General features: G+C 63.8%; 24 protein-coding genes. 12 read left to right on the top strand and 12 right to left on the bottom strand.

Features of this window, described 5'->3' with window-relative positions; genetic code table 11:
• Window positions 1-181: 181 nt before the first annotated feature.
• Entirely contained in the window at window positions 182-1,798 is a 1,617-nt protein-coding gene (purH, locus tag ACSQ3L_RS05860; protein WP_436159091.1) for a bifunctional phosphoribosylaminoimidazolecarboxamide formyltransferase/IMP cyclohydrolase, read from the top strand.
• Window positions 1,799-1,948: 150 nt separating this feature from the next.
• Here the strand turns inward: purH and ACSQ3L_RS05855 are convergent, their stop codons facing one another.
• Window positions 1,949-3,325 carry an MFS transporter gene (locus ACSQ3L_RS05855; RefSeq protein ID WP_436159090.1) on the bottom strand — a complete coding sequence of 459 codons (1,377 nt, stop codon included), beginning with the start codon at window positions 3,323-3,325 and terminating at the stop codon, window positions 1,949-1,951.
• A 213-nt stretch (window positions 3,326-3,538) separates the two neighbouring features.
• Window positions 3,539-8,329: an NAD-glutamate dehydrogenase gene (locus tag ACSQ3L_RS05850; RefSeq protein WP_436159089.1), complete on the bottom strand. Its 4,791-nt coding sequence runs from the start codon at window positions 8,327-8,329 to the stop codon at window positions 3,539-3,541.
• A 136-nt stretch (window positions 8,330-8,465) separates the two neighbouring features.
• On the opposite strand from ACSQ3L_RS05850, the gene ACSQ3L_RS05845 reads away from it, so the two are divergent.
• Both ACSQ3L_RS05845 and ACSQ3L_RS05840 read left to right on the top strand, forming a co-directional pair.
• Window positions 8,466-9,029: a peroxidase-related enzyme gene (locus ACSQ3L_RS05845; RefSeq protein ID WP_436159088.1), complete on the top strand. Its 564-nt coding sequence runs from the start codon at window positions 8,466-8,468 to the stop codon at window positions 9,027-9,029.
• Between the two features lie 137 nt (window positions 9,030-9,166).
• Window positions 9,167-9,490 carry a hypothetical protein gene (locus tag ACSQ3L_RS05840; protein ID WP_436159087.1) on the top strand — a complete coding sequence of 108 codons (324 nt, stop codon included), beginning with the start codon at window positions 9,167-9,169 and terminating at the stop codon, window positions 9,488-9,490.
• 9 nt (window positions 9,491-9,499) lie between these two features.
• Here ACSQ3L_RS05840 and ACSQ3L_RS05835 read toward each other — a convergent pair whose 3' ends face one another.
• Window positions 9,500-10,114: a LysE family translocator gene (locus tag ACSQ3L_RS05835; protein WP_436159086.1), complete on the bottom strand. Its 615-nt coding sequence runs from the start codon at window positions 10,112-10,114 to the stop codon at window positions 9,500-9,502.
• Window positions 10,115-10,719: 605 nt separating this feature from the next.
• Here ACSQ3L_RS05835 and ACSQ3L_RS05830 point away from each other — a divergent pair.
• Complete coding sequence (locus tag ACSQ3L_RS05830; protein WP_436159085.1) at window positions 10,720-11,346, top strand: DUF1062 domain-containing protein; 627 nt, start codon at window positions 10,720-10,722, stop codon at window positions 11,344-11,346.
• Between the two features lie 60 nt (window positions 11,347-11,406).
• Here the strand turns inward: ACSQ3L_RS05830 and typA are convergent, their stop codons facing one another.
• Entirely contained in the window at window positions 11,407-13,236 is a 1,830-nt protein-coding gene (gene typA / locus ACSQ3L_RS05825) for a translational GTPase TypA (protein ID WP_436159084.1), read from the bottom strand.
• Between the two features lie 196 nt (window positions 13,237-13,432).
• Between typA and ACSQ3L_RS05820 the strand changes: the two genes are divergently transcribed.
• Window positions 13,433-13,714 (top strand): hypothetical protein, encoded by a 282-nt coding sequence (locus tag ACSQ3L_RS05820; RefSeq protein WP_436159083.1) that lies wholly within the window; start codon window positions 13,433-13,435, stop codon window positions 13,712-13,714.
• Window positions 13,715-13,958: 244 nt separating this feature from the next.
• On the opposite strand, the gene ACSQ3L_RS05815 is transcribed toward ACSQ3L_RS05820, so the two are convergent.
• Both ACSQ3L_RS05815 and ACSQ3L_RS05810 read right to left on the bottom strand, forming a co-directional pair.
• Window positions 13,959-15,533, bottom strand: a complete 1,575-nt coding sequence (locus ACSQ3L_RS05815; protein ID WP_436159082.1) for an alkaline phosphatase D family protein — start codon at window positions 15,531-15,533, stop codon at window positions 13,959-13,961.
• A gap of 133 nt (window positions 15,534-15,666) precedes the next feature.
• On the bottom strand, window positions 15,667-16,950 hold the full coding sequence (locus ACSQ3L_RS05810; RefSeq protein WP_436159081.1) for an MFS transporter: 1,284 nt from the start codon (window positions 16,948-16,950) through the stop codon (window positions 15,667-15,669).
• Between the two features lie 74 nt (window positions 16,951-17,024).
• Here ACSQ3L_RS05810 and ACSQ3L_RS05805 point away from each other — a divergent pair, with 74 nt between their 5' ends.
• Window positions 17,025-17,642 carry a TetR/AcrR family transcriptional regulator gene (locus tag ACSQ3L_RS05805; RefSeq protein ID WP_436159080.1) on the top strand — a complete coding sequence of 206 codons (618 nt, stop codon included), beginning with the start codon at window positions 17,025-17,027 and terminating at the stop codon, window positions 17,640-17,642.
• Between the two features lie 45 nt (window positions 17,643-17,687).
• Window positions 17,688-18,281: a hypothetical protein gene (locus ACSQ3L_RS05800; protein WP_436159079.1), complete on the top strand. Its 594-nt coding sequence runs from the start codon at window positions 17,688-17,690 to the stop codon at window positions 18,279-18,281.
• A gap of 290 nt (window positions 18,282-18,571) precedes the next feature.
• Here the strand turns inward: ACSQ3L_RS05800 and ppa are convergent, their stop codons facing one another.
• The 6 genes from ppa to ACSQ3L_RS05770 all read right to left on the bottom strand — a co-directional run bounded on the left by ppa (window position 18,572) and on the right by ACSQ3L_RS05770 (window position 23,067).
• Complete coding sequence (gene ppa, locus ACSQ3L_RS05795) at window positions 18,572-19,105, bottom strand: inorganic diphosphatase (RefSeq protein WP_292187142.1); 534 nt, start codon at window positions 19,103-19,105, stop codon at window positions 18,572-18,574.
• Window positions 19,106-19,216: 111 nt separating this feature from the next.
• Window positions 19,217-19,723, bottom strand: a complete 507-nt coding sequence (locus ACSQ3L_RS05790; RefSeq protein ID WP_436159078.1) for an N-acetyltransferase family protein — start codon at window positions 19,721-19,723, stop codon at window positions 19,217-19,219.
• Window positions 19,724-19,842: 119 nt separating this feature from the next.
• Window positions 19,843-20,481, bottom strand: coding sequence for a TPM domain-containing protein (locus ACSQ3L_RS05785; RefSeq protein ID WP_436159077.1), 639 nt, complete (start codon window positions 20,479-20,481; stop codon window positions 19,843-19,845).
• 8 nt (window positions 20,482-20,489) lie between these two features.
• Window positions 20,490-21,374 carry a TPM domain-containing protein gene (locus ACSQ3L_RS05780; RefSeq protein WP_436159076.1) on the bottom strand — a complete coding sequence of 295 codons (885 nt, stop codon included), beginning with the start codon at window positions 21,372-21,374 and terminating at the stop codon, window positions 20,490-20,492.
• Window positions 21,375-21,378: 4 nt separating this feature from the next.
• The gene (locus tag ACSQ3L_RS05775) at window positions 21,379-22,173 is read right to left on the bottom strand and encodes a TPM domain-containing protein (protein ID WP_436163384.1); all 795 of its coding nucleotides are present in this window, start codon (window positions 22,171-22,173) and stop codon (window positions 21,379-21,381) included.
• Between the two features lie 255 nt (window positions 22,174-22,428).
• Window positions 22,429-23,067, bottom strand: coding sequence for a LemA family protein (locus ACSQ3L_RS05770; RefSeq protein ID WP_436159075.1), 639 nt, complete (start codon window positions 23,065-23,067; stop codon window positions 22,429-22,431).
• 162 nt (window positions 23,068-23,229) lie between these two features.
• Between ACSQ3L_RS05770 and ACSQ3L_RS05765 the strand changes: the two genes are divergently transcribed.
• The 5 genes from ACSQ3L_RS05765 (at window position 23,230) to ACSQ3L_RS05745 (ending at window position 26,369) form a co-directional block, all read left to right on the top strand.
• Entirely contained in the window at window positions 23,230-23,481 is a 252-nt protein-coding gene (locus ACSQ3L_RS05765) for a hypothetical protein (RefSeq protein ID WP_436159074.1), read from the top strand.
• Window positions 23,482-23,494: 13 nt separating this feature from the next.
• Window positions 23,495-24,379, top strand: a complete 885-nt coding sequence (gene pdxY, locus ACSQ3L_RS05760) for a pyridoxal kinase PdxY (protein WP_436159073.1) — start codon at window positions 23,495-23,497, stop codon at window positions 24,377-24,379.
• Complete coding sequence (locus ACSQ3L_RS05755) at window positions 24,376-25,146, top strand: DUF429 domain-containing protein (RefSeq protein ID WP_436159072.1); 771 nt, start codon at window positions 24,376-24,378, stop codon at window positions 25,144-25,146. The genes pdxY and ACSQ3L_RS05755 overlap by 4 nt, the downstream gene beginning before the upstream one ends.
• A gap of 147 nt (window positions 25,147-25,293) precedes the next feature.
• On the top strand, window positions 25,294-25,938 hold the full coding sequence (locus ACSQ3L_RS05750; RefSeq protein ID WP_436159071.1) for a carbonic anhydrase: 645 nt from the start codon (window positions 25,294-25,296) through the stop codon (window positions 25,936-25,938).
• Window positions 25,935-26,369 carry a nuclear transport factor 2 family protein gene (locus tag ACSQ3L_RS05745; RefSeq protein ID WP_436159070.1) on the top strand — a complete coding sequence of 145 codons (435 nt, stop codon included), beginning with the start codon at window positions 25,935-25,937 and terminating at the stop codon, window positions 26,367-26,369. The genes ACSQ3L_RS05750 and ACSQ3L_RS05745 overlap by 4 nt, the downstream gene beginning before the upstream one ends.
• Window positions 26,370-26,456 lie beyond the last annotated feature (87 nt).

Genomic DNA, 26,456 nt, shown 5'->3' with positions numbered 1-26,456 from the left:
CGCCGCACAGGCGGGTTTTTCGTTTAATGCTCTGTCAGCCTACGCGCCGGCGAAAGCTCCGAAGGGAACCCGTTAACCCGAGTTCGTTGCCTTGCCCCACCTGACCGCCGGTTTGATTTCCGGGCGGCATGTGCTACGGGCGCGGGCATCCATCACACCAGTCGTGAAAGGCCGCCAGCCCATGGCCGTCGCCGCCAAGAACATTCCCGCACCCGACCTCGTTCCCGTGCGTCGCGCCTTGCTCTCCGTTTTCGACAAGACCGGCCTCATCGATTTCGCCAGGGCGCTGGCAGCGGCGGGTGTCGAGCTGGTCTCGACCGGCGGTACGGCAAAGGCGATCACCGAGGCGGGCCTGGCGGTACGCGACGTCTCCGAGATCACCGGCTTTCCCGAAATCATGGATGGCAGGGTCAAGACCTTGCATCCCAGCGTGCATGGCGCGCTGCTTGGCGTGCGCGACGACCCGGAACATGCCGCGGCCATGCGCAAATACGGCATCGAGCCGATCGATCTCGTCGTCTCCAATCTCTATCCGTTCGAGGAGGTTCGCCGCTCCGGTGCCGACTATGCCGCGATCGTCGAGAACATCGACATTGGCGGGCCGGCGATGATCCGCGCCTCGGCCAAGAACCACGCCTATGTCGCCATCGTCACTGATCCCGGCGACTACGTCTCGGTGCTGAACGCGCTGGAGATGAACATCGGCTCGTTGTCGCTGGATTTCCGCAAGAAGCTGGCGGCCAAGGCCTTTGCCCGCACCGCCAGCTATGACGCGGCGATCTCGGGCTGGTTCGCCGAGGCGCTGGAGATCGAACACCCGACATGGCGCGCCTTTGGCGGCAAGCTGGTCGAGGTGATGCGCTACGGCGAGAACCCGCACCAGGGCGCCGGCTTCTACGTCGACGGCGACAAGCGGCCGGGCGTCGCCACGGCGCGCCAACTGCAGGGCAAGCAGCTTTCCTACAACAACATCAACGACACCGACGCCGCCTTCGAACTGGTCGGCGAATTCGATCCCGACCGCTCCGCCGCCGTCGCCATCATTAAGCACGCCAATCCGTGCGGTGTCGCCGAAGATACCTCTTTGAAGGCCGCCTACGCCAAGGCGCTGGCCTGTGATCCGGTTTCGGCCTTCGGCGGCATCGTCGCCGTCAACCGCACTCTCGACGCCGAGGCGGCGCAAGAGATCGTAAAAACCTTCACCGAGGTGATCATCGCGCCCGGCGCGACCGACGAGGCAGCGGCAATCGTCGCGGCGAAGAAGAACCTGCGCCTGCTGGTCACCGGCGGCCTGCCGGACCCGCGCACGCCAGGCACGACCGTCAAATCCGTCGCCGGCGGCATGCTCGTCCAGGGCCGCGACAACGCCGTCGTCGACGATCTCGAACTGAAGGTGGTGACCAAGCGCGCGCCGACGCGGGCTGAAATGGCCGACCTGAAATTCGCCTTCCGCATCGCCAAGCACGTCAAGTCCAACGCCATCGTCTACGTCAAGGACGGCGCCACCGTCGGCATCGGCGCTGGCCAGATGAGCCGCGTCGATTCCTCACGCATCGCTGCCCGCAAGGCGCTCGACGCGGCCGAGGCGGCGGGTCAGGCAGAGCCGCTGACCAAGGGCTCGGTCGTGGCTTCCGATGCCTTCTTCCCCTTCGCCGACGGATTGCTGTCGGCGATCGAGGCCGGCGCGACCGCCGTCATCCAACCCGGCGGCTCGATGCGCGACGAGGACGTCATCGCCGCCGCCGACGAACACGGCATCGCCATGGTGTTTACAGGGATCAGGCATTTCCGGCACTAGCCCGGCATAGAGGCGTTTCGAGAATTCGCTCCGCTGAGTCGGATGGCGTGGGTTTCGAGAACCGGAGCGGAGCGGACATTCAAGTCCGTGAGCACCGGAAGCGCAGAAACCCGCGTCAGGCGGCCAGCGGAGTAGAATTATCGAACGTCTCTACTCCACCGGCTGGTCCGCCGGATACGGCGTCCTGATCAGGATCGCCATGCCAATGGCCAGGAACAGGATGATTGCCGCCATGCCGAGCCGTGCCGAGCCGCTGACCGCGGTGATCGTCGCCACCAGGAACGGCGCCAGAAAGCTGGTTGCTCGTCCGGCCAGAGCGTAGATGCCGAAATAGCGGCCGGATTCCGCCGCCGTGACGCTGCGCGCCATGTAGGAGCGCGACGACGCCTGCACCGGTCCGAAGGCCAGCCCGATCAACAGGCCGTATAGGATGTAGGCTTTTTCGGCGGCCGTGCCGAACAGGCCGCCCGAATCGACAGTCGAAAACTGGATCAGGCCGAGCAGCGTGAAGCCCGGGCCGGTCGAGACGACGCCGATTGTGGCGACCGACAGCATGACCAGCGCAATCATCACCACCGCCTTGGAACCGAGCGCGGTGTCCAGGCGCGCGGCAACCCAGCAGCCGAAGATGGCGACGACGTTGAGGATGATGCCGAACATGCCGATCTCGGTAATCGACCAGTGGAACATCGCCGCCGCGAACGTGCCGCCCAGGGCCAGCAAGGCGTTGACGCCATCCTGATAGATCATGCGGGCGACCAGGAAGCGGAAGATGCCGCCTCGCTGGCGTACCTCGGCCAGCGTCGATTTCAGCTCCGACAGGCCTTCGCGCACCGCCGGCCCGATCGGGATGCCCTTGATGGCGTCCGGCGTGAAGAAGAACATCGGCAGGATGAACAGGAAATACCAGCCGGCGGACAGCGGCCCTGTTGCGCGCGCGTCCTCGCCGAGTATCGGGTCGAGCCCGAACAGCGGGTCGATACCGATGATCGTCTTGCCCGTCTCTGGCGAACCCGCCAGACACGTGACGACAAAGATCAGCGCGATCATGCCGCCGAGATAGCCGAGGCCCCAGGCGATGTTGGAGACCCTGCCGATTTCACTTTTCGGAACCAGGCGCGGCATCATCGAATCGTTGAATACAGTGGAGAATTCCGCCGCCACCGATGCCAGTGAAAACAACGCCACGATGAGGAACAGGTTGGAGCCGGGCGCGGCGAACCAAAGCAGGAAAAGACTGGTGATTTTTATCGCGGCAAAGAACGCGATCCATGGCTTGCGCGGTCCGGTCTGGTCGGCGATTGATCCGAGGATCGGCGACAGCACGGCGATGACCAGCCCGGCGGCTGCGATGCCGTAGCCCCAGACCGCCTGGCCCGTGACTGGATCGTTCGCCATGCGCGAAACGAAATAGGGGCCGAAGATGAAGGTGGTGACGACGGTGAAGAACGGCTGCGCCGCCCAGTCGAAGAACATCCATCCCCAGATGCAGCGTCCGGACGTACGCTGCACTGCCATCTCGGTCATATCCCCTCCACTCGCCTTCAAGTCGCTGGCGGTTGGCGCCATGTCTGCATGTTTTCCGATGGTCATGCAAACGAACAAGAGTCACGCCGCCGGCTATTGGCTTGCCAGCCTTCATTTCCGGGTAAACGGCAGCAAGGGGCGCCAACCCCTACCTCCCCCTTGTGGGGAGGTCGGACCGAAGGTCCGGGTGGGGGTCCGGCGCCAAGCGGCGACTCACATCCCCGTCAGATCGCTCATCAGCCCAGACGCCACCGACAGCCGCGACACGGTGATGTCACCGCCTTCGGTCAGCGCCTGCAGCCGTTCGCGGATGCGCGCCACCCGCTCGCCGCCGGCTTCCAGCCAGGCCGCCACCGGGTCCGGCGCCCCGGCGTGGCCGGTCAGTGCCGCCACCGCTATACCGCGCCGCGCCGCGCCGATCGTGTCGGTGGCGCGCGACAGCGCCAGTTGATCGTAATAGTCCGAGGGGGTGATCGAGCGTGCCGCATCCTCGACACGCGGGATGCGGAAGGCGTCGCTGACCGCGAAGAATGCCTTGGCCGCGGCGACGATGTCGGCGCCGGCCGTGCGCGCCGTCAGCGCGATGTCGGGGATAAGTTCCGCCACCTCGCTCAGCGCCAACTGCCCGGCCAGCCTTTCCGGCGCGCCGCTCTTGAACAGTCCGTGCCGCTTCTCCTCGATCCGCTCCCGCGAGAAGGCCGGCAGCAGCGAAACGAGCTTGGGCTCCAGCGCCTTGCGGGCTTCCTGCAGTTCGGCGATGCGCTGGCCAAGCGGTGCCGTGCGGGCATCGTTCTTCAGATACCAGCCGCTGGTCACATAGATCAGCCGGCTGACCATCTGATAGAGATCGAGCTGCACCTGGCCGTCGATCTGGTTGTCGAGCGCGTCGATCTCGCGATAGAGCGCCGGCAAGGCAAAACCGTCGCGCACCACCGCGAACGTCCGCACCACGTCGGCAGCGGTGCGCCCGGTGGCTTCCTGCAGCCGGTTGACGAAGGACGGGCCGCCGCGATTGACCAGATCGTTGGCGACGACCCGGGCAATGATCTCGCGGCGCAGCCGATGGCCATGGATTTCGGCGGCGTATTTTTTCACCATCCGGTCGGGGAAATAGCCCATCAGGTCGCGGTCGAAATGCGCGTCATCCGGCACGTCGCTTGCGACGATGTCGGAAAACAGCACGATCTTGGCATAGGCGAGCAACACGCCGAGCTCGGCCCTGGTCAGCGGTTCGCCGCGCGCCTCGCGCTCGGCAAGTGCCGCCGGCGACGGCAGCGTCTCCACAGCGCGGTCGAGCAGGCCGCGCGCCTCCAGCGCGGTCATGAAGCGGCTTTGATGTGCAATGTCAGCAAGGCCGCGCTTGCGGGCGATCGAGAGCGCCAGTGTCTGCTGGTAGTTGTTGGACAGCACGAGCGAACCGACCTCCTCGGTCATCTCGGCCAGCAGCTTGTTGCGTGCCGGACGCGTCAACGATGCCTTGCGCATGGCGGACGCCAGCGCGATCTTGATGTTGACCTCGACGTCGGAGCAGTTGACGCCGCCCGAATTGTCGATGGCGTCGGAATTGCAACGGCCGCCATTCATGCCGAACTCGATGCGTGCCCGCTGCGTCACGCCGAGATTGGCGCCCTCCCCGATCACCTTGGCACGCACGTCGAGCGCTGTGATGCGGATGGCATCGTTGGCGCGGTCGCCGACCTCGGCGTTGGTCTCGGTCGATGCCCGCAAATAGGTGCCGATGCCGCCGAACCACAGAAGATCGACCGGCGCCTTGAGGATCGCAGTCATGATCTCGACCGGCGTGGCTGTCGTCTTGGCCAAGCCGATCGCTGCCGCCGCTGCCGCCGGCAAGGTGATCGACTTCTGGTTGCGCGAGACGATGATGCCGCCTTCCGACAGTTTCGTCTTGTCATAGTCCTGCCAGCTCGAACGCGGCAGGGCGAACATGCGCTCGCGCTCGGCCATCGACGCCGCCATGTCCGGATCGGGATCGATGAAGATGTCGCGATGGTCGAAGGCGGCAATCAGCATGGTCTTCGGCGACAACAGCATGCCATTGCCGAACACGTCGCCCGACATGTCGCCGACACCGACGACGGTGAAGGAAGAGGTCTGGATATCGCGATTGATCTCGCGGAAATGCCGCTTGACCGCTTCCCAGGCGCCCTTGGCGGTGATGCCCATCTTCTTGTGATCGTAGCCGGCCGAGCCGCCGCTGGCGAAGGCGTCGTCGAGCCAGAAGCCGTGCTTCTCCGAGATCGCGTTGGCAGTGTCGGAGAAGGTTGCAGTGCCCTTGTCGGCGGCAACGACGAAGTACGGATCGTCCGGGTCGCGCCTGATAACGCCGGCCGGCGGGATGACGCCGTCGAGGCCGATATTGTCGGTGATCGACAGCAGGCTGGAGACGAAGTTCTTGTATGCCGACGTGCCGGCCTCGAAGATCGCGTCGCGGCCGGCGCTCATCGGCAGCTGCTTCGGATAGAAGCCGCCCTTGGCACCAACCGGCACGATGACGGCATTCTTGACCTGCTGCGCCTTGACCAGTCCTAGCACCTCGGTGCGGTAGTCCTGGGCGCGGTCAGACCAGCGCAGGCCGCCACGTGCCACCGGACCGAAGCGCAGATGCAGGCCTTCGACCTGGGAGCCGTAGACGAAGATCTCCCGCCACGGCCGCGGCGCCGGCAGTCCCTCGACCGCATGCGAATCGAGCTTGATCGCCAGCGACTGGCCTTTCTCTTTCGTATCGGCAACGAAATGATTGGTGCGCAGCGAGGCTTCGATCAGATTGAGGTAGCGCCGGATGATGGTGTCGTCATCGATGTTGGGAACGTCTTCCAGCGCATCCTTGATCTTGGCCTTGAGGTGTTTGGCGGCCACGACGCCTTCCGTCTCGGCCGTCGGGCCAAGCCGGGCGACGAACAGCGCATGCAGGCCGCGCGCGATGTCGGGATAGCGGTTGAGCGCGGCGGCGATGAAATCCTGGCTTTGCGGGATGCCGACCTGCTGCAGATAGCGGCCATAGGCGCGCAGGACGGTGATCTCATCAGACCACAGGCCGGCGGTCTGGGCGAGGCCGTTATAGCCGTCATTGTCGACGTCGCCGCGCCAGACGGACAGGAACGCGTCTTCGAATAGCGCGCCGCCGTCAGTCAAGTCGATCGGCTTGCCGTAGCTGTTCTCCAACTCCATGTCGTGGATGAAGACCCGGCCGGATTGTTCGTCGCCTACCTCGAAGGTGCGCTCGCTGATGACGCGGAAGCCGATGTTTTCCAGGACCGGCACCCGTCGCGACAGCGCCACCGGACTGCCGTGGTGATAGATCTTCAGTGACGCCTGGTGCGGCTTCTGCTCGGCATGGCGATAATAGTCGATGGCGATCGGATTGCCGGCGCTGATCTTGGCGATGCGTCCGGCATCGGCCAGCGCCACCGCCGCGCTGAACGAATCGCGGTAGCTTTCCGGCAGCCGCGCGGCGATGCTCTTCAACGCCGGGTCGGCGCCATTGGCCTCCGCGGCATCGGAAAGGGCATCCTCCCAGGTGCGCACGATGTCGCGGATCGCCGCCTCGATCGTCGCTTGCTCGACCTTCGGCGTCTTGCCGCCGGAGCGGCCGATGATGAAATGCACGCGCGCCAGACCGCCTTCAGGGAAGGCCGGGTAGTAGGCCGACAGCCGGCCTTCGAACACGGTTTTCAGATAGGAGCCGATCTTCTCGCGCACGACGCTGTCATAACGGTCGCGCGGCACGAAAACGAGGATCGACACGAAGCGGTCGAACTGGTCGGCGCGCACCAGTGCCCGCACCCGCGGCCGCTCCACCAGGCCGAGAATGGCGGCGGCATGCTTCCTCAGGATCGGCACCGGCACCTGGAACAGCTCGTCGCGCGGATAGCTTTCCAGCACGTTGATCAGCGCCTTGCCGGAATGATCGTGCCGGTCGAAGCCGGACTTGGCGATGATGGTTTCGGCCTTGGACCTGAGGTACGGGATCTTCATCACCGAGCGCGTGTAGGCTGTCGAGGTGAACAGGCCGACGATGCGCAATTCGCCCGCGAGCGTGCCCTTGGCGGTGTAGGTCTTGACGCCGATGTAATCGAGATAGATGCGGCGGTGCACGGAAGATTTGGCATTGGCCTTGGTGACGATCAGCGGCTCCGGCCCATGCAGGAAGGCGCGGATTTCCGGTGTCGTCGTCACCGCTTCGGTGCCGCGCCGCAGCACCAGCACGTCGGGATCGGACAGGATGCCGAGACCGGGCTTTTCGGCGCGCTCCAGCGTGCCGCTTTCCTCGCCGCCGGTATATTTGAACTCGCGCATGCCGAGGAAGGTGAAATTGTCGTCGCGCAGCCACTCCAGGAAGGCGATCGCTTCGGCAACGCTCTTCTTGTCGAGCGGCACGGCCGAATAGCGGAACTCGGAAATCGCCTGATCGAGGCGGGCCAGCATCGGCTTCCAGTCATGGACGGCGGCGTGGACCTGACCGAGCATCTTGCGCAGCCGCTCGGTCAATCCACTCGCCTGCTCCGCGGTCAGCCTCGGGATATGGGCATGAATGACGCTGAGCCGGTCGTGGCTGCCATCGTCCTTGGCGAAATTACCGTCGCCGAGGATTTCGTCCACACCGCCTTTGCCGTGGCGCACCACGATGACCGGATGGGTGACCAGGGTCGGCTCGCCAGCGGTCTCGGTGACCTCGCCGAGGATGGAATCGAACAGGAACGGCATGTTGTCGTTGACGACCGTGATGACCGTCATCGGGCGGCCGTCCCGGACAACGCCCGAATCGGCATCGACGGCGACGACGCACTCGCCTTTCTTGTGAACGGCAACCGCACGGCCGGCGAGATCGGCGGCGCGTTCGAGGTCGGCCACGTCATAGGCGGCGATGTCCTCGGCCGGCGCGCGGGCGAGCAGATAGTCGGCAAGCCTGGCTGGCCTTTCCTCCGCTTTTGTCGCTGCCGTGATTTTTTTCTTCGGCTTGCTCGCGGATTTCACGCTGGCCATGACGCAGTTCCCTCCCGTCAATGCTTTTACGACTATGGTAGCAGATGACCGCTGTTTGGCGACAAAGGTTTGACGGCTTGCAAAGAAATATCGGAATTCGGCAATAAGACATCGCCCAACGAGGAGAAATGACCCCATGACCGGCAAAATCACCGCGCTCGACCTTGGCCAGGGAGAGCTGAGCGAGGCGACAAAAACCTATTTCGCCAAATGCGAGGAGAAGCTCGGCCTCGTCCCAAATGTGCTCGAGGCCTACGCCTTCGACGACAAGAAGCTGCGCGCCTTCACCGACATGTACAACGATTTGATGCTAGGTGATTCCGGCCTGTCGAAGCTGGAACGCGAGATGATCGCGGTCGCCGTCTCCTCGATCAACCATTGCTATTATTGCCTGACCGCGCACGGCGCGGCGGTGCGTCAGCTGTCCGGCGACCCGGCGCTCGGCGAAATGATGGTGATGAATTTCCGCGCCGCCGATCTTTCGCCCAGGCAGACCGCAATGCTCGAATTCGCCGTCAAGCTGACCGAAGAACCGGCCAAGATCGTCGAGACCGACCGGGCCACCCTTCGCAAGGCCGGCTTCACCGACCGCGACATCTGGGACATCGCCTCGACCGCGGCCTTCTTCAACATGTCGAACCGGGTGGCCGCGGCAATCGACATGCGGCCGAACGACGAATACCACGCCATGGCGCGGTGACGGAATGCGGCTAGGGCCAGACCGGGCGTTATATTAGCAGTGTCGCATTCTCGTTGCTTGTTTGCCGGTTTGGTCCGATGATCGGCAGGCGGCATGACCGCATGCCGGTTCGATGCCGCTCACCAAGGGAGGAGAACATGGCGAAGTATCTCTACGTCTATCATGGCTCGGGCAAGATGCCGACCGACGAGGCCGAGCGGAAGGCCTCAATGGACGCCTGGAACGGCTGGTACGGCAAGCTCGGCTCGGCCGTGGTCGACGGCGGCAATCCGGTCGGCATGTCGAAGATGGTGCTGCCCGGCGGCAAGGTCGAGAACAATGGCGGCAGCAATCCGACCGCCGGCTACACGATCGTCGAAGCGAAAGACATCGACGATGCCGTCGCCAAAGCCAAGGACTGCCCGATCCTGATGAACCCGGCCTTCAGCGTCGAGATCGCGCCGATCATTGAAATGATGTGACGGGCCGGCTCAGGACCGTGCCGCGATGGCGGCCGCCGCACCGGCCATCGTCGTCGCGCTGATGCGATTGGCGATCTTCATGGCGCGCTTGCTCTTCAACAGCTTGCGCGCCTGCGCGGCGGCGAGCACCCAGGCGAGATCGATGGCGACCAGCACCACGGCCATGGTCGCCGTCAGCTCGACCCAGCCGATGATGCTGACCGAAGCAAGGTCGATGATGGTCGGCAGCAGCGCCAGATAGAACATCATGATCTTGGGATTGCCGAGCGTCACCGCCATGCCGGCGAAGAACAGCTTTGCCGCCGAATCCTCGCGCGGCATCTCGCCCTCTTTCGCGTCGACAGGCGCCGTCCACATCTTCCAGGCGAGGTAACCGAGATAGGCAACGCCGGCCCATTTCACGACGACGAAGGCGAAGTGGAACGTCTGCGCCACCACAGCCAGCCCAAACACCGCCAGCGACAGCCAGATGCCCTCGCCGATCCACATGGCGAGCAGGAACGGGAACACATCGCGAAACCCTTTCGAGATGACGCGCGCGACGAGCGCCGCGATCGATGGGCCGGGCGAGCCTGCGGCGACGAACAGAGCAGCGGCGAAGATCAGGAGCGAGGTGAGGTGCATGGCCAGGGTCTCTGCGTCAGGGCTCGATCAACCACAAATACTCGACAGCTGCGGCTCTGGCAAAGGCAACCCGATAAGGACCATTGGCACTGACATACCAAGGCTTGGGTTCCTCGCCCCCGCAAAGCGGGGGAGAGGTGGCCGCGAAGCGGTCGGAGAGGGGGCCTGCGGCGCTAGAGAGTTTGCTCCGAATTCTTGTGAACGCCGAGCCCTTCCCCCTCTCCGTCTCGGCTTCGCCGAGCCACCTCTCCCCCACTCCCGTGGGGGCGAGGAACCCAGGGTTGCGAAGTCCCTTGTAGACACCGCGTCTCGCGGCTAGAAAGGCTGCCGCGAAACAATTTTGAGCTTCACTTTGCCTACGTAACCGCCGGTCTCGTCAACTCCCCCGACACACTGCATGACACCGCATTCGCGGTGTCTGTTTCATTTCACGTGTTCTTCTGGGCGGCGGTTCGAGACCGGTTTGGCACTGCTGAACCGCGTCGCGCGGCTTTTGCCCGTGACACCTGATCTCCAAAAACCGCAGCCTCTCGCCACGCCGCGCCCGCATGGGCATCTCGACATTGCCGGCCTGATGAACTTCCCCACGGGAAGGGCTTATCGGCATGTCTGGACTTCTGCGTATCCACTGGGCAATCGCGCCCAAAACCCCACCTCGACCGCTCATCAACTGCAATCGCTGCGGCACTGTGAAGGCCTATTGCAGCAGCGGGAAATTCCGCGTCAACGCCAACGGCAAACGCATTGACGTCTGGCTGATCTATCGCTGCGTCGACTGCGACAATTCCTGGAATTTCGGCATTTTCGAGCGCTGCAACCGCCGCGACATCGAACCGGCGCTGCTGCATGCGCTCGAAAGCAACGATCCGGCGCTGGCCCGGCGCCACGCCTTCGATATCGTTGCATTGCGAAACCAGGTTGGACGCATCGAGGAATTTCCCGATGTCGCCGTTCACAAGCAGAGCTTCAGCGACACTAGCGACGACGCGACCATGTTGGAACTCCAACTCGGCCTCGAAATGCCGATATCGCTGCGGCTCGACCGTTTGCTCGCCGGCGAACTCGGCATCTCGCGGTCCAGGCTTCAGGCGCTGGGGGAGAAGCGATTGCTGACTGTTAGCCGGGATGGGGCGAAGTCCCTGCGCAAGCCGGCCCGCGAGGGAATGACGATCGGCATCGATCTGTCGGGCGAGGCCGATCGGCAGACCATCATCTCGGCTGCCGGCGGATGAACGAAAAAGGGGCGGAAACTGGTTGCTCCGCCCCTCTCGGTTGTTGGAAAAATAGAACGCTTACGCCGCGCCGACGACCTTGGACGACTTCTCGAAGCGTTTGCGCTCGTTCGGGTCGAGATAGAGCTTGCGCAGCCGAATGGTCTTCGGCGTCACTTCGACCAGTTCGTCGTCCTGGATCCAGGCCAGCGCGCGTTCCAGCGTCATGCGGATCGGCGGTGTCAGCTTGACCGCCTCGTCCTTGCCGGCGGCGCGGATGTTGGTCAGCTTCTTGCCCTTGAGCACGTTCACTTCGAGATCGTTGTCTCTGGAATGGATGCCGATGATCATGCCCTGATACACCTTGACGCCGGGATCGATGACCATCGGGCCGCGATCTTCGAGGTTCCACATGGCGTAAGCGACCGATTCGCCCTGCTCGTTGGAAATCAGCACGCCGTTGGTGCGGCCGGGCAACTCGCCCTTGTAAGGCTCATAGGCATGGAAGAGCCGGTTCATCACGGCGGTGCCGCGCGTGTCGGTCAAAAGTTCCGACTGGTAGCCGATCAGGCCGCGGGTCGGAGCGTGGAAGACGATGCGCTGGCGGTTGCCGCCCGAGGGACGCAGCTCGACCATCTCGGCCTTGCGCTCCGACATCTTCTGCACGACGATGCCGGCATGCTCCTCGTCGACGTCGATGACGACTTCTTCGACCGGCTCCAGCAATTCGCCGTTCTCGCCCTTCTGCATGACGACGCGCGGACGCGACACGGCAATCTCGAAACCTTCGCGGCGCATCGTCTCGATCAGCACGGCCAGCTGCAATTCGCCGCGGCCCGAGACGAAGAACGAATCCTTGTCCGGCGATTCCTCGATCTTCAGCGCGACATTGCCTTCGGCCTCGCGCAGCAGGCGGTCGCGGATGACGCGGCTGGTCACCTTGTCGCCTTCGGTGCCCGCCAACGGACTGTCGTTGACCAGGAACGACATCGTCACGGTCGGCGGATCGATCGGCTGCGCATGCAGCGGCTCGCTCACGCTCGGGTCGCAGAACGTGTCGGCGACGGTGCCCTTCGACAGGCCGGCGATGGCGACGATGTCGCCCGCCTGGGCTTCTTCGATCGGCTGGCGCTCGAGGCCGCGGAAGGCGAGGATCTTGGAAATACGGCCGGTTTCGATCTGCGTACCGTCATGATGCAGCACCTTGACCGGCTGGTTGGCCTTCAACGTGCCGCTCTCGATGCGGCCGGTGATGATACGGCCGAGGAACGGGTTGGCTTCCAGGATGGTGCCGATCATGCGAAACGGGCCGGGATGCACGGTCGGCTCCGGCACATGCTTGATGACAAGGTCGAATAGCGGCGCCAGCTGCTGGTCCTTCGGCCCTTCCGGGTTCTCCGAAACCCAGCCATCGCGGCCTGAACCGTACAGAATCGGGAAGTCGAGCTGCTCGTCGGTGGCGTCGAGTGCCGCGAACAGGTCGAACACCTCGTTGACCACCTCGACATGGCGGGCGTCCGGACGGTCGATCTTGTTGATGACGACGATCGGCTTCAGCCCGACCTTGAGCGCCTTGCCGACGACGAACTTGGTCTGCGGCATCGGGCCTTCTGCGGCATCGACCAGCACGATGGCTGAGTCAACCATCGACAGGATGCGTTCGACCTCGCCGCCAAAATCGGCGTGGCCAGGGGTGTCGACGATGTTGATGCGGGTATCCTTCCAGTCGACCGAGGTCGCCTTGGCCAGGATGGTGATGCCGCGTTCCTTTTCGAGGTCGTTGGAATCCATGGCGCGCTCGGCGACGCGCTGGTTGTCCCGGAAGGAGCCGGACTGCTTCAAAAGCTGGTCGACCAGGGTGGTCTTTCCATGGTCGACGTGCGCGATGATCGCGATATTACGAATTTTCATGTTCTGGTCTCGGAAGCGTTGCAGGCAGCAGGCCAAAGGCGCTGCCTCTTTCGGTTGCGCGGCTCATACAGGGTTTTTCGCAGTTGCGAAAGAGGAGGCGCCACACCAAATACTCATCAAATCTTAAGCATCTGCGTGTGAGATGATTTTGTTAACCAAGGCGGGAACCTTTCGGGACCCGGGCAGTTCGAACGTCATGACCGATAAACTCAACCGATTTTGGCCGCTCATCGCGTCCGTTGCCTTCGCCCTCCTGCTGGCGGCCAACGCCGCGCAGTCGGCCGCGACGCTGAAGGAATCACGGCCTGCCTTGCCGCCCGATGCGCAGTCGGCCGAGCAGATTTTCGCCGACGCGCCCGACGGCGTCGACCCGATGGTGACCGGCCCGGTCAGCGCCGCCTTCAAGCAGCGGCAGGACGCCGCCAACTGCGACAGCGCCGTCTGGCCGAATATTCCGATGGTCTGCTACCCGGATTAAGCCTGACGGCGCGGGTCTCGAAATACGCAAAATTCGTTTCGGCCGCGATCCTTCGCGCCCCCCTCTGCCCTGCCGGGCATCTCCCCCTCAAGGAGGGAGATCAGATGCCGCATTGGCTTTCGCCAATTCCCAACGTTACAGAACGGGCGACGACGACAACTGCCAATCTCCCCCCTGGAGGGGGAGATGTCCGGCAGGACAGAGGGGGGCGCTGTCCCGCCAGCGTTTCGTTCATTCCCGCAACTTACGCCGACCGCACCGGGTCGAGCGTCACCTTGTAGAGCTCGTTGTCGTCGCGATCCATCAGCCGCACCGTCATCTGCTCGCTGGCGCCTGAAATATCGACCAGTCCGAAGAATTGCAGGCCGGCCGACGGCGGCAGGTTCTGGCCTTGCTCGGCGCTCGGCGCCTTGATGAACTTCAGTTCCGGGCCGAACGTCATGTCGAAATCGTTGGGGCCGAACGTGCCGGCATGGATCGGGCCTGAGACGAATTCCCAGAACGGATTGAAATCCTGGAACTGCGCCTTGTCCGGGCTGTAGTGGTGCGCGGCGGTATAATGCACGTCTGCGGTCAGCCAGACGGTGTTGCTGATGCCGGCATTCTTGATGAAGCGCAGCAGATCGGCGATCTCGAGCTCGCGCCCTTTTGGCAGGCCATTGTCGCCATTGCTGACCGCTTCGGCGCCAACCTTCTTGGCGCCGTCGTCCCACACGACGAGGCCGAGCGGCATGTCGGCTGCAATGATTTTCCAGGTCGCCTTCGAATTCGCCAGTTCGCGCTTCAGCCATTTCGTCTGCTGTTCGCCCAGTATGCGCGATTGCGGCGTCATCTGGTCCTGCATGTCGGGACCATTGGGGCCGCGATAGGAGCGCATGTCGAGGAAGAACACGTCGAGCAGCGGCCCGTAGGCTATTTTGCGATAGACGCGGCCGGGCTCGGACGGTTCGTAGCGGATCGTCGTCATTTCATGGAAGGCGCGTGCCGCACGGGCCGCCAGCACGTGGATGGACTTCTCCGTGTAGCGATTGTCGGCGCTGAGATCCTTCGAATCCGACCAGTTGTTCAGCACCTCATGGTCGTCCCACTGGTAGAAGGTCGGGCAGATGGCGCTCAGGCCGAGCACGTTCTTGTCCATCATGTTGTATTTCCACTGGTCCCGGTATTCGTCCAGTGTCTCGGCGACCTTGCGCTTGCCGTCGATCAGCACGACGTTCTTCCACTTGCCGCCACCGGGCAGGTCGACCTCGTCCTTCATGGCACCGTCGGCATAGATGGTGTCGCCCGAATGCAGGAAGAAGTCGGGCGTATGCTTGCCGATCGTGGCGTAGGTCTTCATGCCGGTCTCGTCGATCCCCCAGCCCTGGCCGGCGGTGTCGCCCGACCATGCGAAGCGGATGTCGCGCTTCGAGGCCGGCGCCGTCCTGAAGCGGCCGATGATCGGCTCGGAAACGGCGTTGATGTCGGAGAGGTCGGCTGATGTCATGCGGTAGAAGATGTCCTGGTCGGAAGCGAGGTCGGTGAGCAGCCGCTTGACCGTGTAGTCGCTGGCCGGCGACGTATCGAGCGGCGCCAGCCGCGTCGCATTGGCGAAATTCTCCGTCGACGACACCTCGAACATGACGCGCGATGGACGGTCGGTGCGCGTCCACACCATGCCGCTGGTGGCGTCGACATCGCCCGACTGGACGCCATGGGTGAAAGAGGGCCGCTGATTGGCGCGCGAATAGTAGGGCAGCGCCAAGCTCGATACGCCGGCCAGGCCAACGGCGCTGGCGGATGTGACGAAGGCGCGGCGGGTCATCGAGAGCTTGTTCATGGCTGTCTCCTGGTGGCTTGAACGGCGCCACCAAGGTCCAGCGTCAATGTTTCAGGGACATCTCGGGATGATGAAGGTTTGATAACAACCACATCTTCCTTCTCCCCTTGTTGTGGGAGAAGGTGGATCGGCCCTACGCCGCCTGCGGCTCCGGATCGAAGGCCGGGCGGCTGGTGTTGATCAGCAGCGAGATACAGGCGGCGGCAATCGCCGTCATCCCGGCGATCATGAAGGCCAGCTCGTAATTGCCCTGCAACTCGCGCATGGTGCCCCCGAAGGCAGCCGCGGCGGCCGCACCGATCTGGTGGCCGGCAACGATCCAGCCGAACACGATCGGTCCGCTGCGGTCACCGAACGCCTCGTTGGCAAGCCTCAGCGTCGGCGGCACGGTGGCGATCCAGTCGAGGCCGTAGAGCACGGCGAAGATGATCAGGCTGGTCGCCGAGAAGCCGGAATAGGGCAGATAGATCAACGACAGGCCACGGATGCCGTAGTAGACGCCGAGCAGCTTGCGCGGATCGAAGCGGTCGGTGAGCCAGCCCGACAGCGTCGTGCCGATCAGGTCGAAGATGCCCATCATCGACAGCAGGCCGGCGGCCTGAACCTCGCCGATGCCCATATCGCCGCAGAACGCGATCAGATGCGTGCCGACCAGCCCGTTGGTGGTGAAGCCGCAGACGAAGAAGGTTGCAAACAGATACCAGAACACCCGCGTGCCGGCGGCGCGGCGCAGCGTCGAGAATGTGTGCGCGAGGAAGTTGCCCTGTGACGCAGGTGGAGCGGGCGGCACGTCGTCAGCCTCGGCGCCGTAGCGCACCATGCCGATCGAAGCCGGCCGCTCGGGCACCAGCAGCCAGACCAGCGGTATCAGGGCAGCGGTGGCTATCGCCACCGCAATGACAACCGGCTGCCAGCCGCCCGACTGCGCCAATGCGGCGGTCAGCGGCAGGAAAACCAGCATGCCCGAGGCGCTGGAGGCCGACATCAATCCCATGACAAGGCCGCGATTGGTCTTGAACCAGCGGTTGACGATGGTGGCGCCGAGCACGCTGGCGACAGCACCGGACCCAATGCCCGAGAACACGCCCCAGGTAATGAACAGATGCCAGGGCTTGGTCATCAGCAGGCTGAGCGCGGTGGAGCCCGACATCACCACCAGCGAAGCCAGCAGCGTGCGGCGCAGCCCGATGCGCTCCATCAGGGCTGCGGCAAATGGACCCGTCAGGCCGTAAAGCAGTATGCCGACACCCGCGGCCAGCGAGATGACGTCGCGCCGCCAGCCAAAACTGTTCTCCAGCGGCAGCATCATGACGGAGGGGGCGGACCGCAGGCCGGCCGCGACCAGCAGGCTGAGAAAGATGACGCCGACCACGACAAAGGCGTAGCGCTGGCCAAAGGGACGGGATTGAGTTATCATGTTACTGACCGGTACGTTGCAGGGTGGGAGCATGTATACGTACCGATCGGTAACATTGTCAATCGAGCCACGCGATGCCAACGGACAAAAATATTGATCTGACCATCAGCAACGGTCATGCATCGGCGCCGCCGAAAGCCGCCAAGAAGATCCTCGATGTCGCGTATGACCTGTTCTACCGGCGCGGCATCAGGGCGATCGGCGTCGACGAGATCGTCAAACGTGCCGGCGTCACCAAGCCCAGCCTCTATCGCAGCTTTCCGTCCAAGGACGAGCTGGCCGCTTCCTACCTCAGGCAATACGATCTTGAGTATTGGGAGCGTTTCGACGAGGCGGTCGCCGCTCATCCCGGCGATCCGCGCGCTCAGATCAAGGCTTTTCTGACCCGCATCGGCAAGCGCACGCAAGTGGCGGACTATCGCGGCTGTGGCATGACCAATGCGGCGGTCGAATATCCCGACCACAGCCATCCGGCCCGCCTAGTCAGCGAGGCCAACAAGCAGGAATTGCGCCGCCGCCTGCGCGCCATGGCGGTTGCGATGGGCGCGCAAGACCCTGACACACTGGGCGACGGCCTGCTGCTTCTGATCGAAGGCGCCTATATCAGCGGCCAGCTGTTCGGACTCGGCGGCCCGGCGCAAGCGGTCGCCCGCAACGCCGACCTGCTGATTGAGGCCAGCTTGAAGAAATAGTGTTTGGCGCTACGCTGCAACGGCTTGCAACGGAGATTGACCGCCATGCGTGCCATTCTGATCCCGCTTGCCCTGATCGGTCTCTGCCAGGCGGCGCAAGCCGACGGCATTTCCAGCGCCTACACCGATCTGGACTCGAAGAAGGATTGCGTGACTTACGCGCAGGCCGAGGAAGGCGACGGCGACTGGGCCGAGCTCGCCTGTTCGGGCTATCGCGGCTATCCGGTGCTGATCGCCTATGACGATGCCCGAGAATCGCTGTTCTACGGCTTTCCGCCCGGCGGCGACATGACGACGGTCTGGGAGAGCTTTTCCGGCTTCAATTCATCCGGAGCCAAGATCGAATGGCGCATCGAGACCAAGGGCCAGACCGCTGTGCCCTTTGCAGTCATCCATCGCCGCTCGATCAGCAACCCGGACGACGAAAAAAAGCCGACCGAAGTGCTGCTCGTCGCCAAGGTCGGCCAGATGGAGGCCCGCGACGGCTGCACCGTGGGCCTGGTGCTGGCAACCGGCAATCCCGCCGCCAACGACCAGGCGCGCAAGCTTGCCGACGACAAGGCACGAACCTTCGCCTGCGGCAAGGACAAACACACCGTCATCGGCAACGTTCCGGCCTTCGGCCGGGTGGATAACTGAGGACGTCGGCGATTGGCCATTGCGCCTTCGTCATGTATGGGTGGAGCAAGGAGCGTAGCGACGCGGCGCAGACCCCTGGAGCTGCTCCGCAGCCCAAGGGATCCATGCCGCGACATCAACAACACCACAACGGTGCAGAATTCTGCTTAGCCGCGCACCCGAGCGTCACGGCATGGATACCAGGTCTCCGCGACGCCGCTTCGCGGCTGCTCCGCCCTGGTATGACGAAGCTGAAAGGCTTCGCGAACCTGATGGGCAAGCGGGGCTCCGCAGAGCCCCAAGCGGCCGCGCTATTTGCTCGCCTTGGCCCGCTCGATCGCGTCGACGATCATCTTCTTGGCATATTTGGAATCGTGCCAGCCTTCGATCTTGACCCATTTGCCCGGTTCGAGATCCTTATAGTGCTCGAAGAAGTGCTGCACCTGCTGGCGCGTGATGTCGGGCAGCTGGGTGTATTCGGTGACGTTCTCGTAGCGAAGCGTCAGTTTCGGTGACGGCACGGCGATGATCTTCTCGTCCTGGCCGGCATTGTCTTCCATGATCAGCACGCCGATCGGCCGCACGTTGATGACGCAGCCCGGCACCAGCGCGCGCGTGTTGCAGACCAGCACGTCGATCGGGTCGCCGTCGCCCGACAGCGTGTGCGGCACAAAGCCGTAATTGCCGGGGTAGCGCATCGAGGTGTGCAGGAAGCGGTCGACGAACAGGGTGCCGGCCTCCTTGTCCATCTCATACTTGATCGGCTCGCCGCCGATCGGCACCTCGACGATGACGTTGACGTCTTCAGGCGGATTCTTTCCGCTGGCTATGGCTTCAATGCGCATGGCTTTATCCCTCTCTCGATGGACGATCGATAGCGGGCGGCGCGCCATGGTGCAATGCGGCGAATGGTGCTTGGTGAAATCGGAAGGCACAATGGCCGAAAGGCCTGGCTGTCATTCCCAGACGAAAGCGACCTTCTTCAGCGCCTTCTGCTCGAAGATCTCCACGCCCTCGGCGACGTCGCGACCGCCGGCGCCGGCATAGAAGGCGAGCGCGTTCTGGTTGTCTTCCAGCGCCCACACCACCATGCCTTTCAGCCCGTGATCGGCCAGCCGCGCCCTGGCTGCCGCGAACAGCCGGCTGCCGAGCCCGATGCCCTGATATTCCGGGCGCAGGTACAATTCGTAGATTTCGCCTTGCTGCTTGAGCTCACGGGCGCGATTCTTGCCGATCGTCGCATAGCCGGCGACCTTGCCGCCGATTTCGACGACCAGAACGGTGGCGGCGCGGCGAATCGCGTTGGCCCACCAGTCGGCGCCACGACGGTTGATCATCGATGTCAGCGTACGGTGCGGAATGATGCCGGAATAGGCGCCGCGCCAGGCCTCCAGGTGCACCTCGGCGATGGCACTGGCATCGCGCGGGTCGGCTTTCCTTATGTCGATCGTCAGCGTATTCATGATTTGTTAACCATAAACCCGCATCGGCCGATTGCAAGAGTCCGGACGACCCGCCAACCGCTTTCTCACAAGCGATCACCCCCAACGGTGAGCGGCCTTCGACGCCTTTGTGGAAGCCCTCAAATCTCTACGAGATGATCGTCCAGTTCGTTGCTGTCGCCTGATGTAACGGGGAAATGCTCTGCCAGCACTGCCCCCACCTGCTCGATCGCCTTGACGAAGCCGTCGGCAAGCCGGTCGTCGCCGGCATGCGCGGTAAGGTCGCGCACGACGCCGTCCCAGACATGCTGGCCAACTTTGGCATCGATGCCCGAATCGGCGACCACTTCGGCATAGCGTTCAGCGATCGAGACGAAGATCAGAACCCCGGTCCGTGCCGTGGTGCGATGGACGTTGCGGGCGAGGAACTGCTTGATCGCGTTGGCATGCGCCGCCTGGTAGCGCAACCGCCTAGGCACCAGGTGTATGCGCATGCCGGGCAGCGCCCACAACAAGACCAGCACGCAGGCCAGCGCCAGCAGCTGGGCGAGGACGAAATGCGGCAGCCGGATCGACAGCCACCAGGCTTCCAGCCCATAGCCGACCGCCAGACTGACGATCAGCATGCACACGGTCGCCATGAAGGCGGCCGGAAAGAAATAACCGTCGCTGGCATGCGCCACGACGCAGTAGATCTCGCCGTCGGTTTTCTCCTCGGCGGCGCGGATCGCGGTTGCGATGCGTTCATGATCTTGCGGGCTGATTGGTCGTGTTACCATGATCTGTCTCACCAGCTTCCTGAAGAACCGCCACCGCCCGATGAGCCGCCGCCGCCGGAAAACCCGCCGCCGCTGCTTGAGCCCGAAGACCAGCCACCACCGGAGCTCCCCGACGACCAGCCGCTGCCCGACGACGAACCCGTTGTCCAGCCGCTACTGCCCGAGGAGCCACTCGGTCCGCGTCCATAACGAAACGTCATGCCCAGCCATTTGTACACGCCCGGCGACAGCTTCGTGCCGAACATCGGCGGCAGGAACGCCATTGCCAGACCGCCGAAGAAAATCGTCGCCCACAGGATCAGGAACACCGCGACGATCGGATCGATGGACGTGCTGTTGTCGGCGGGATTGCGCTTGCCGCGCGCTTCCAGTTCTTCGGGATTGCCTTCCAGCACCATGACCATGTCGTCGACGGCCTTGGCGATGCCGCCGGAGAAATCGCCGGCACGGAAAGCCGGCACCATGTCGTTTTCGATGATCAACTTGGTGTGCAGGTCGGTCAGCGTGCCTTCCAGGCCGTAGCCGACCTCGATGCGCATCTTACGATCGTTCTTCGCGACCAGCAGGAGCACGCCATTGTTTTCACCGGCCTGGCCAAGTTTCCAGAAACGGAACAGCCGGTTGGCGTAGGGCTCGATCTCCTCGCCGTCGAGGCTGGGAATGGTCGCGACGACGATCTGGTCGGAGCCTTTTGTCTCGAAATCGGCAAGCTTCTGCGTCAGCGCCGCCTTGGTCGCGGCATCGATAATGCCGGCATTGTCGACGACACGGCCGGTCAGCGCCGGCAGGTCGGCGGCGTAGGCCATGAAGCAGGAGAACAGCATGGCTGCTGCCATGAGGACAGGCCAGGCGAAGCGGCCGGGTCTCGACAGGCTGATGCTGCGCGCGCTCATGCCATCACCAGCTTCCCGATGAGCCGCCGCCGCCTGACGAACCGCCGCCGCCCGAAAAGCCGCCCCCGCCGCCACCCGAAGACCAGCCGCCGCCGGAGCTTCCCGACGACCAGCCGCCGCCGGAGCTTCCCGACGACCAGCCGCCACGGGAGGATCGCCGGCTTGGCTCGAAGGTCATGCCGAGCCAGCGATAGCGGCCGGGACCGAGCTTCTGGCCGAAGATCGGCGGCAGCACGGAAATCGCGATGCTGCCGAAGAAGATGATCGCCCAGATGCTGATGAAGACGTCAAAGAACAGGTCGTCGGAATCGAAAGGGGCCTGCTGGTTGCGCTCGCCGCGTGCTTCCAGCTCCTCCGGATTGCCTTCCAACACCATGATCATGTCGTCGACGGCCTTTTCAATGCCGCCGGAGAAATCGCCGGCGCGGAAGGCCGGCACCATGTCGTTTTCGATGATCAGCTTGGTGTGCAGGTCCGTCAGTGTGCCTTCGAGCCCGTAGCCGACCTCGATGCGCATCTTGCGATCGTTCGGGGCCACCAACAGCAGCGCGCCGTTGTTTTCCTTCGCCTGGCCGAGTTTCCAGAAGCGAAACAACCGGTTGGCGTAGGGCTCGATCTCCTCGCCGTCGAGGCTGGGAATGGTCGCGACGACGATCTGGTCGGAACCTTTTGTCTCGAAATCGGCAAGCTTCTGCGTCAGCGTGGCCTTGGTCGCCGCATCGATGATGCCGGCATTGTCGACGACACGGCCGGTGAGTGCGGGGAGTTCGGCGGCGAAGGCGGCGAAGGGGAGGAGGATGCTGGCAAGAAGGCCGAGGAAGGAGAGGTAGGCGTTCCGTCGCGCCCCCCTCTGTCCTGCCGGACATCTCCCCCTCCAGGGGGGAGATCGGATGTCATGTCGGCCTTCGCCAATCACGAACGCGGCAGGAACGCCGTGGTCGAAGCCGCCAATCTCCCTCCTTGAGGGGGAGATGTCCGGCAGGACAGAGGGGGGTGTTTGCACGCCAGCAGTCCGTCTTTTCGCAGGATTGTATTCCGACGACGGCCGAGGCGATTAACCGCCCTGCTTGGTACCGAAATCGACCTTCGGCGGCTGCATCTTGTCTTCCTCTACGGTGAAATTGGCGAAGGGCTCGTTGCCGCGGAACCAGAAGGTCGCCCATAGCACCGACGGGAACGTCCGCAGCGTCAAATTGTAATCCCGCACCGCCTGGATGTAGTCGCGCCGCGACACCGCGATCCGGTTTTCGGTGCCTTCGAGTTGCGCCTGCAGTGCCAGGAAATTCTGGTTGGCCTTGAGATCCGGATAGGCCTCCGAGACCGCGATCAGTCGCGACAGCGCGCTGGTCAACCCGGCCTGGGCGTCCTGGAACTTCTTGAGGGCTTCGGGATCCTTCAGCGTTTCCGGCGTCACCGTGATCTGGGTGGCCTTGGCGCGAGCTTCGACCACCGCGTCGAGCGTGTCCTTTTCGTGCGAGGCATAGCCCTTGACCGTCTCGACCAGGTTGGGGATGAGATCGGCGCGGCGCTGGTACTGGTTCAGCACCTCGCTCCATGCCGCCCTGGCGTTTTCTTCCGCCGTTGGGATGGTGTTGTAGCCGCAGCCGGCAAGCAGCGGCAGCATGATCGCCATCATCAGGAAGGCGGGCAGCGTGCGGAACATGGACGGCGAGGCAAGGCGCTGGGCAAACATGATGGGATCCCTCAGTAGAAGTTGCATGCGAAGCATTACCACAATCAACGCGCAAGAAAATGACCTCGACGGGTACGATTATCAACACGTTACCACCAGCTCCAAGGCCCTGTAATTGGCGGGACGAACACGGTAAGGTCGCGACCGAAACGGGACATCACCATGGCGGAACGCCACGACAACGAGAAGGAATCGCGCCGTATCCTAGAGCGCGTTGCACGCGAGACGGATCCGGCCGGCAACTCGTTCGTGGCGCGGGCCACGAAAGGTATGCGCGATCACGTCACCGCGGCCGATGCCGATCGTGCCGATCCGATCGAAGTCTGGGGCACCCGCATTGGCCGGACACTCGGCCTGCTGCTGGCGCTGGGCCTGATGGTCTGGCTCGTGCTTTACGTCATCCAGGGCAGTTAGGAATCAAACAACAATGAGCGCCGAACAAACCGACGCGCCGCGTGCGGTCATCGTCATTTCCAGCCATGTCGCGCGCGGCTCGGTCGGCAACCGCGCCGCCGTCTTTGCGCTGGAGACCCTGGGTTTCCCGGTCTGGGCGGTGCCGACGATCATCCTGCCGTGGCATCCCGGCCATGGACGGGCAACGCGCATCGTGCCGCCGCTCGACCAGTTCAAGGCGTTGATGGCCGATCTCGAGCGGGCGCCCTGGCTGGGCGAGGTCGGCGCCGTGCTGTCCGGCTATCTCGGCGAGGCCGGCCAGGCTGAGGCCGTCGCCTCGCTGGTTGCCGCGGTGAAGGCAAGGACGCCCGACGCCGTTTATATCTGCGATCCGGTGATGGGTGATTCGGGCGGCCTCTACGTGCCCGAGCCGACCGCCATCGCCATGCGCGACCGGCTTATGCCGATCGCCGACATCGCCACCCCCAACCGCTACGAACTGGAATGGATGGCCGGCGCTCCCTTGCCCGACTTGAAATCGGTGATCGCGGCGGCGCTGCATGCCGGACCATCGACCATGCTGGTCACCTCGGCGCCGTCGATGATGACCGGCGGCACCGGCAATCTTTTGCTCGACGGCACCCAGGCGCTGCTCGCCGAACATCGTCTGATCGACAAGCCGCCGAATGGCCTTGGCGACCTGACGGCGGCGGTCTACCTGGCACGCATCCTGTCAGGCCAGCCGGCGATCAAGGCTCTGCAATCGACGACGGCGGCGGTCTACGAAATCCTGGCGCGCACGGCCAAACGCGGCGGCGACGAACTGCAACTCGAAACCGACGCGCAGAGCCTGTCGCACCCGATGGCGATGGTGCAGCTTCGTCACCTCACGCATCCGGGGCGGGACCGCCGGGCGTGACCTCGACCAAGGTCGTGCTTGTCGGCGCAGACGGCTGCAAGGCCGGCTGGATCGCCGTCCGGCGCACGCCCGGCATGACACCGTCGGTCGATGTCTTCGCCAGCTTCACCGCCCTGCTTGCATCGCTTCCCGACGATGCGGTCATCGCTGTCGACATGCCGATCGGCCTGCCCGAATTTTCGAGCAAAGGCGGTCGCGGCCCCGAAGCACTGGTGCGGCCGCTGCTTGGGGCACGCCAATCCAGCGTCTTCTCGATCCCGTCCCGTGCCGCGCTTTACGCTGACACCAACGGCTTCACCACCATCGAAGCCTGGTATGCCGCGCACATCAGGGCAAGCGAGGTGGCCAAGACCACATCCGACCCGCCGCACGGCGTTTCGATCCAGGCGTTCGGCATTTTTGCCAAGATCCGCGAGATCGACGCGCTGCTGATCGCGCGGCCCGATTTGCGCGGCCGCGTCTACGAATCGCATCCGGAAGTCGCTTTCTGCCGGCTGAATGGCGATCGGGCCATGCAGCTGCCGAAGAAGATCAAGGGCAGCATCAATCCGGCCGGCATGGCGGAACGCAAGGCGCTGCTCTGCCGGCATGGCTACGAGATGGGCTTTCTCGACCGGCCGCCGCCGCGCGGCGCCGCCGCTGATGATTTCCTTGATGCAGCCGCGATGATGCTGATCGCCGGTCGCATCGCCAGGGGTGAGGCACGGCCGTTTCCTGACCCGCCGGGCCGCGACAGTCTTGGCATTCCTGTTGCCATCTGGGCATAGCGGTATTAGCCAAGGCAGCGCCTGATGCATGGCATTTGTAGCCGGCCCCATAATTCTGCATTGCTCGCAACGGGCTTTTGCCGTTAGAGCCTCTTTTGACCGCAACGAGCTGCCGCCTCCAACCCGGAAAGGCTCCAGACGCCGCCCATGTCCAATCTCCCCGACCACCTTCTCGCCGGCTACCGCAATTTCATGAACGGCCGCTATCTCACCGAGAGCGGACGCTATCGCGAGCTTGCCCGCGAAGGCCAAGCGCCGGAAACGATGATCGTCGCCTGTTGCGACTCCCGCACCGCACCCGAGGCAATCTTCGACGCCGGACCCGGCGAACTCTTCGTGCTGCGCAATGTCGGCAATCTGGTCCCGCCCTACGCACCGGACGGCGAGTTCCATTCGACCTCCGCCGCGCTCGAATTTGCCGTGCAGAGCCTCAAGGTCAAGAACATCGTCGTCATGGGCCACGGCCGCTGCGGTGGCATCCGCGCCGCGCTCGACACCAATTCCGCACCGCTCTCGCCTGGCGACTTCATCGGCAAATGGATGAGCCTGATCGCGCCGGCCGCCGAAACCGTCTCCTCCAGCACCTTCATGACCGCGTCGGAGCGCCAGACCGCGCTGGAGCGCATCTCGATCCGCTATTCCATCGCCAATCTCCGCACCTTTCCCTGCGTCTCGATTCTCGAGGGCAAAGGGCGGTTGTCGCTGCACGGCGCATGGTTCGACATTTCGACCGGCGAACTTTGGGTGATGAACAAGGAGACCGGTGATTTCGAACGGCCGCAGCTGGGATGAACGCAGCGGCGCGCAAGGTGGTGAATGTCAGGTCGACCACTTTGACGGCGGCCGCGCTGCTGGTGGCGATTATTGCCGCCCGCGCCGATGATCGCGCCATCATCAGCCGCTGGTATTCGGCGCTTCTGGTGGCAGACCGCACCGAATTGTCGGACCTGCTCTCCGATGATGTCCGCATCAAATTCGAAGACCTCGGCATCGTGCAAAACAAGCAGGAATTCATCGCCTCGATCGACGAATGGAAAGGTGCGGTTGCCGGCGCTGCGATCCGGCACCGGATCGAGAAGAGCGAAGGCGGCGTCACCACGGTGGTCGCCTGCTATGATTTCCCCAACAACGACATGCTAATGCAGGAAACCTTCGCGGTGGCCGACAACCGCATCACCGCCAGTTCGCAAGCCGCGATCGCCGAGAATTGCGACGGCTTCTGAGGCGGATCGGCCAATTGCGATATTGCGGGTCCGCCGGCCGCGCCCTACATCGGATACCGCCCGCCCTGCCTGCCCTCACCAGCGAAA

The organism is Mesorhizobium sp. LjRoot246 (assembly GCF_964254115.1).
Taxonomy (GTDB): Bacteria; Pseudomonadota; Alphaproteobacteria; order Rhizobiales; family Rhizobiaceae; genus Mesorhizobium.
This window is presented reverse-complemented; position numbering and strand designations above follow the sequence as displayed.

Excerpts from the sequence above, each read along its gene's own strand:
- purH (WP_436159091.1), top strand. The coding sequence starts at position 182 with ATGGCCGTCGCCGCCAAGAACATTCCCGCACCCGACCTCGTTCCCGTG.
- ACSQ3L_RS05855 (WP_436159090.1), bottom strand. The coding sequence starts at position 3,325 with ATGACCGAGATGGCAGTGCAGCGTACGTCCGGACGCTGCATCTGGGGA.
- ACSQ3L_RS05850 (WP_436159089.1), bottom strand. The coding sequence starts at position 8,329 with ATGGCCAGCGTGAAATCCGCGAGCAAGCCGAAGAAAAAAATCACGGCA.
- ACSQ3L_RS05845 (WP_436159088.1), top strand. The coding sequence starts at position 8,466 with ATGACCGGCAAAATCACCGCGCTCGACCTTGGCCAGGGAGAGCTGAGC.
- ACSQ3L_RS05840 (WP_436159087.1), top strand. The coding sequence starts at position 9,167 with ATGGCGAAGTATCTCTACGTCTATCATGGCTCGGGCAAGATGCCGACC.
- ACSQ3L_RS05835 (WP_436159086.1), bottom strand. The coding sequence starts at position 10,114 with ATGCACCTCACCTCGCTCCTGATCTTCGCCGCTGCTCTGTTCGTCGCC.
- ACSQ3L_RS05830 (WP_436159085.1), top strand. The coding sequence starts at position 10,720 with ATGTCTGGACTTCTGCGTATCCACTGGGCAATCGCGCCCAAAACCCCA.
- typA (WP_436159084.1), bottom strand. The coding sequence starts at position 13,236 with ATGAAAATTCGTAATATCGCGATCATCGCGCACGTCGACCATGGAAAG.
- ACSQ3L_RS05820 (WP_436159083.1), top strand. The coding sequence starts at position 13,433 with ATGACCGATAAACTCAACCGATTTTGGCCGCTCATCGCGTCCGTTGCC.
- ACSQ3L_RS05815 (WP_436159082.1), bottom strand. The coding sequence starts at position 15,533 with ATGAACAAGCTCTCGATGACCCGCCGCGCCTTCGTCACATCCGCCAGC.
- ACSQ3L_RS05810 (WP_436159081.1), bottom strand. The coding sequence starts at position 16,950 with ATGATAACTCAATCCCGTCCCTTTGGCCAGCGCTACGCCTTTGTCGTG.
- ACSQ3L_RS05805 (WP_436159080.1), top strand. The coding sequence starts at position 17,025 with ATGCCAACGGACAAAAATATTGATCTGACCATCAGCAACGGTCATGCA.
- ACSQ3L_RS05800 (WP_436159079.1), top strand. The coding sequence starts at position 17,688 with ATGCGTGCCATTCTGATCCCGCTTGCCCTGATCGGTCTCTGCCAGGCG.
- ppa (WP_292187142.1), bottom strand. The coding sequence starts at position 19,105 with ATGCGCATTGAAGCCATAGCCAGCGGAAAGAATCCGCCTGAAGACGTC.
- ACSQ3L_RS05790 (WP_436159078.1), bottom strand. The coding sequence starts at position 19,723 with ATGAATACGCTGACGATCGACATAAGGAAAGCCGACCCGCGCGATGCC.
- ACSQ3L_RS05785 (WP_436159077.1), bottom strand. The coding sequence starts at position 20,481 with ATGGTAACACGACCAATCAGCCCGCAAGATCATGAACGCATCGCAACC.
- ACSQ3L_RS05780 (WP_436159076.1), bottom strand. The coding sequence starts at position 21,374 with ATGAGCGCGCGCAGCATCAGCCTGTCGAGACCCGGCCGCTTCGCCTGG.
- ACSQ3L_RS05770 (WP_436159075.1), bottom strand. The coding sequence starts at position 23,067 with ATGTTTGCCCAGCGCCTTGCCTCGCCGTCCATGTTCCGCACGCTGCCC.
- ACSQ3L_RS05765 (WP_436159074.1), top strand. The coding sequence starts at position 23,230 with ATGGCGGAACGCCACGACAACGAGAAGGAATCGCGCCGTATCCTAGAG.
- pdxY (WP_436159073.1), top strand. The coding sequence starts at position 23,495 with ATGAGCGCCGAACAAACCGACGCGCCGCGTGCGGTCATCGTCATTTCC.
- ACSQ3L_RS05750 (WP_436159071.1), top strand. The coding sequence starts at position 25,294 with ATGTCCAATCTCCCCGACCACCTTCTCGCCGGCTACCGCAATTTCATG.
- ACSQ3L_RS05745 (WP_436159070.1), top strand. The coding sequence starts at position 25,935 with ATGAACGCAGCGGCGCGCAAGGTGGTGAATGTCAGGTCGACCACTTTG.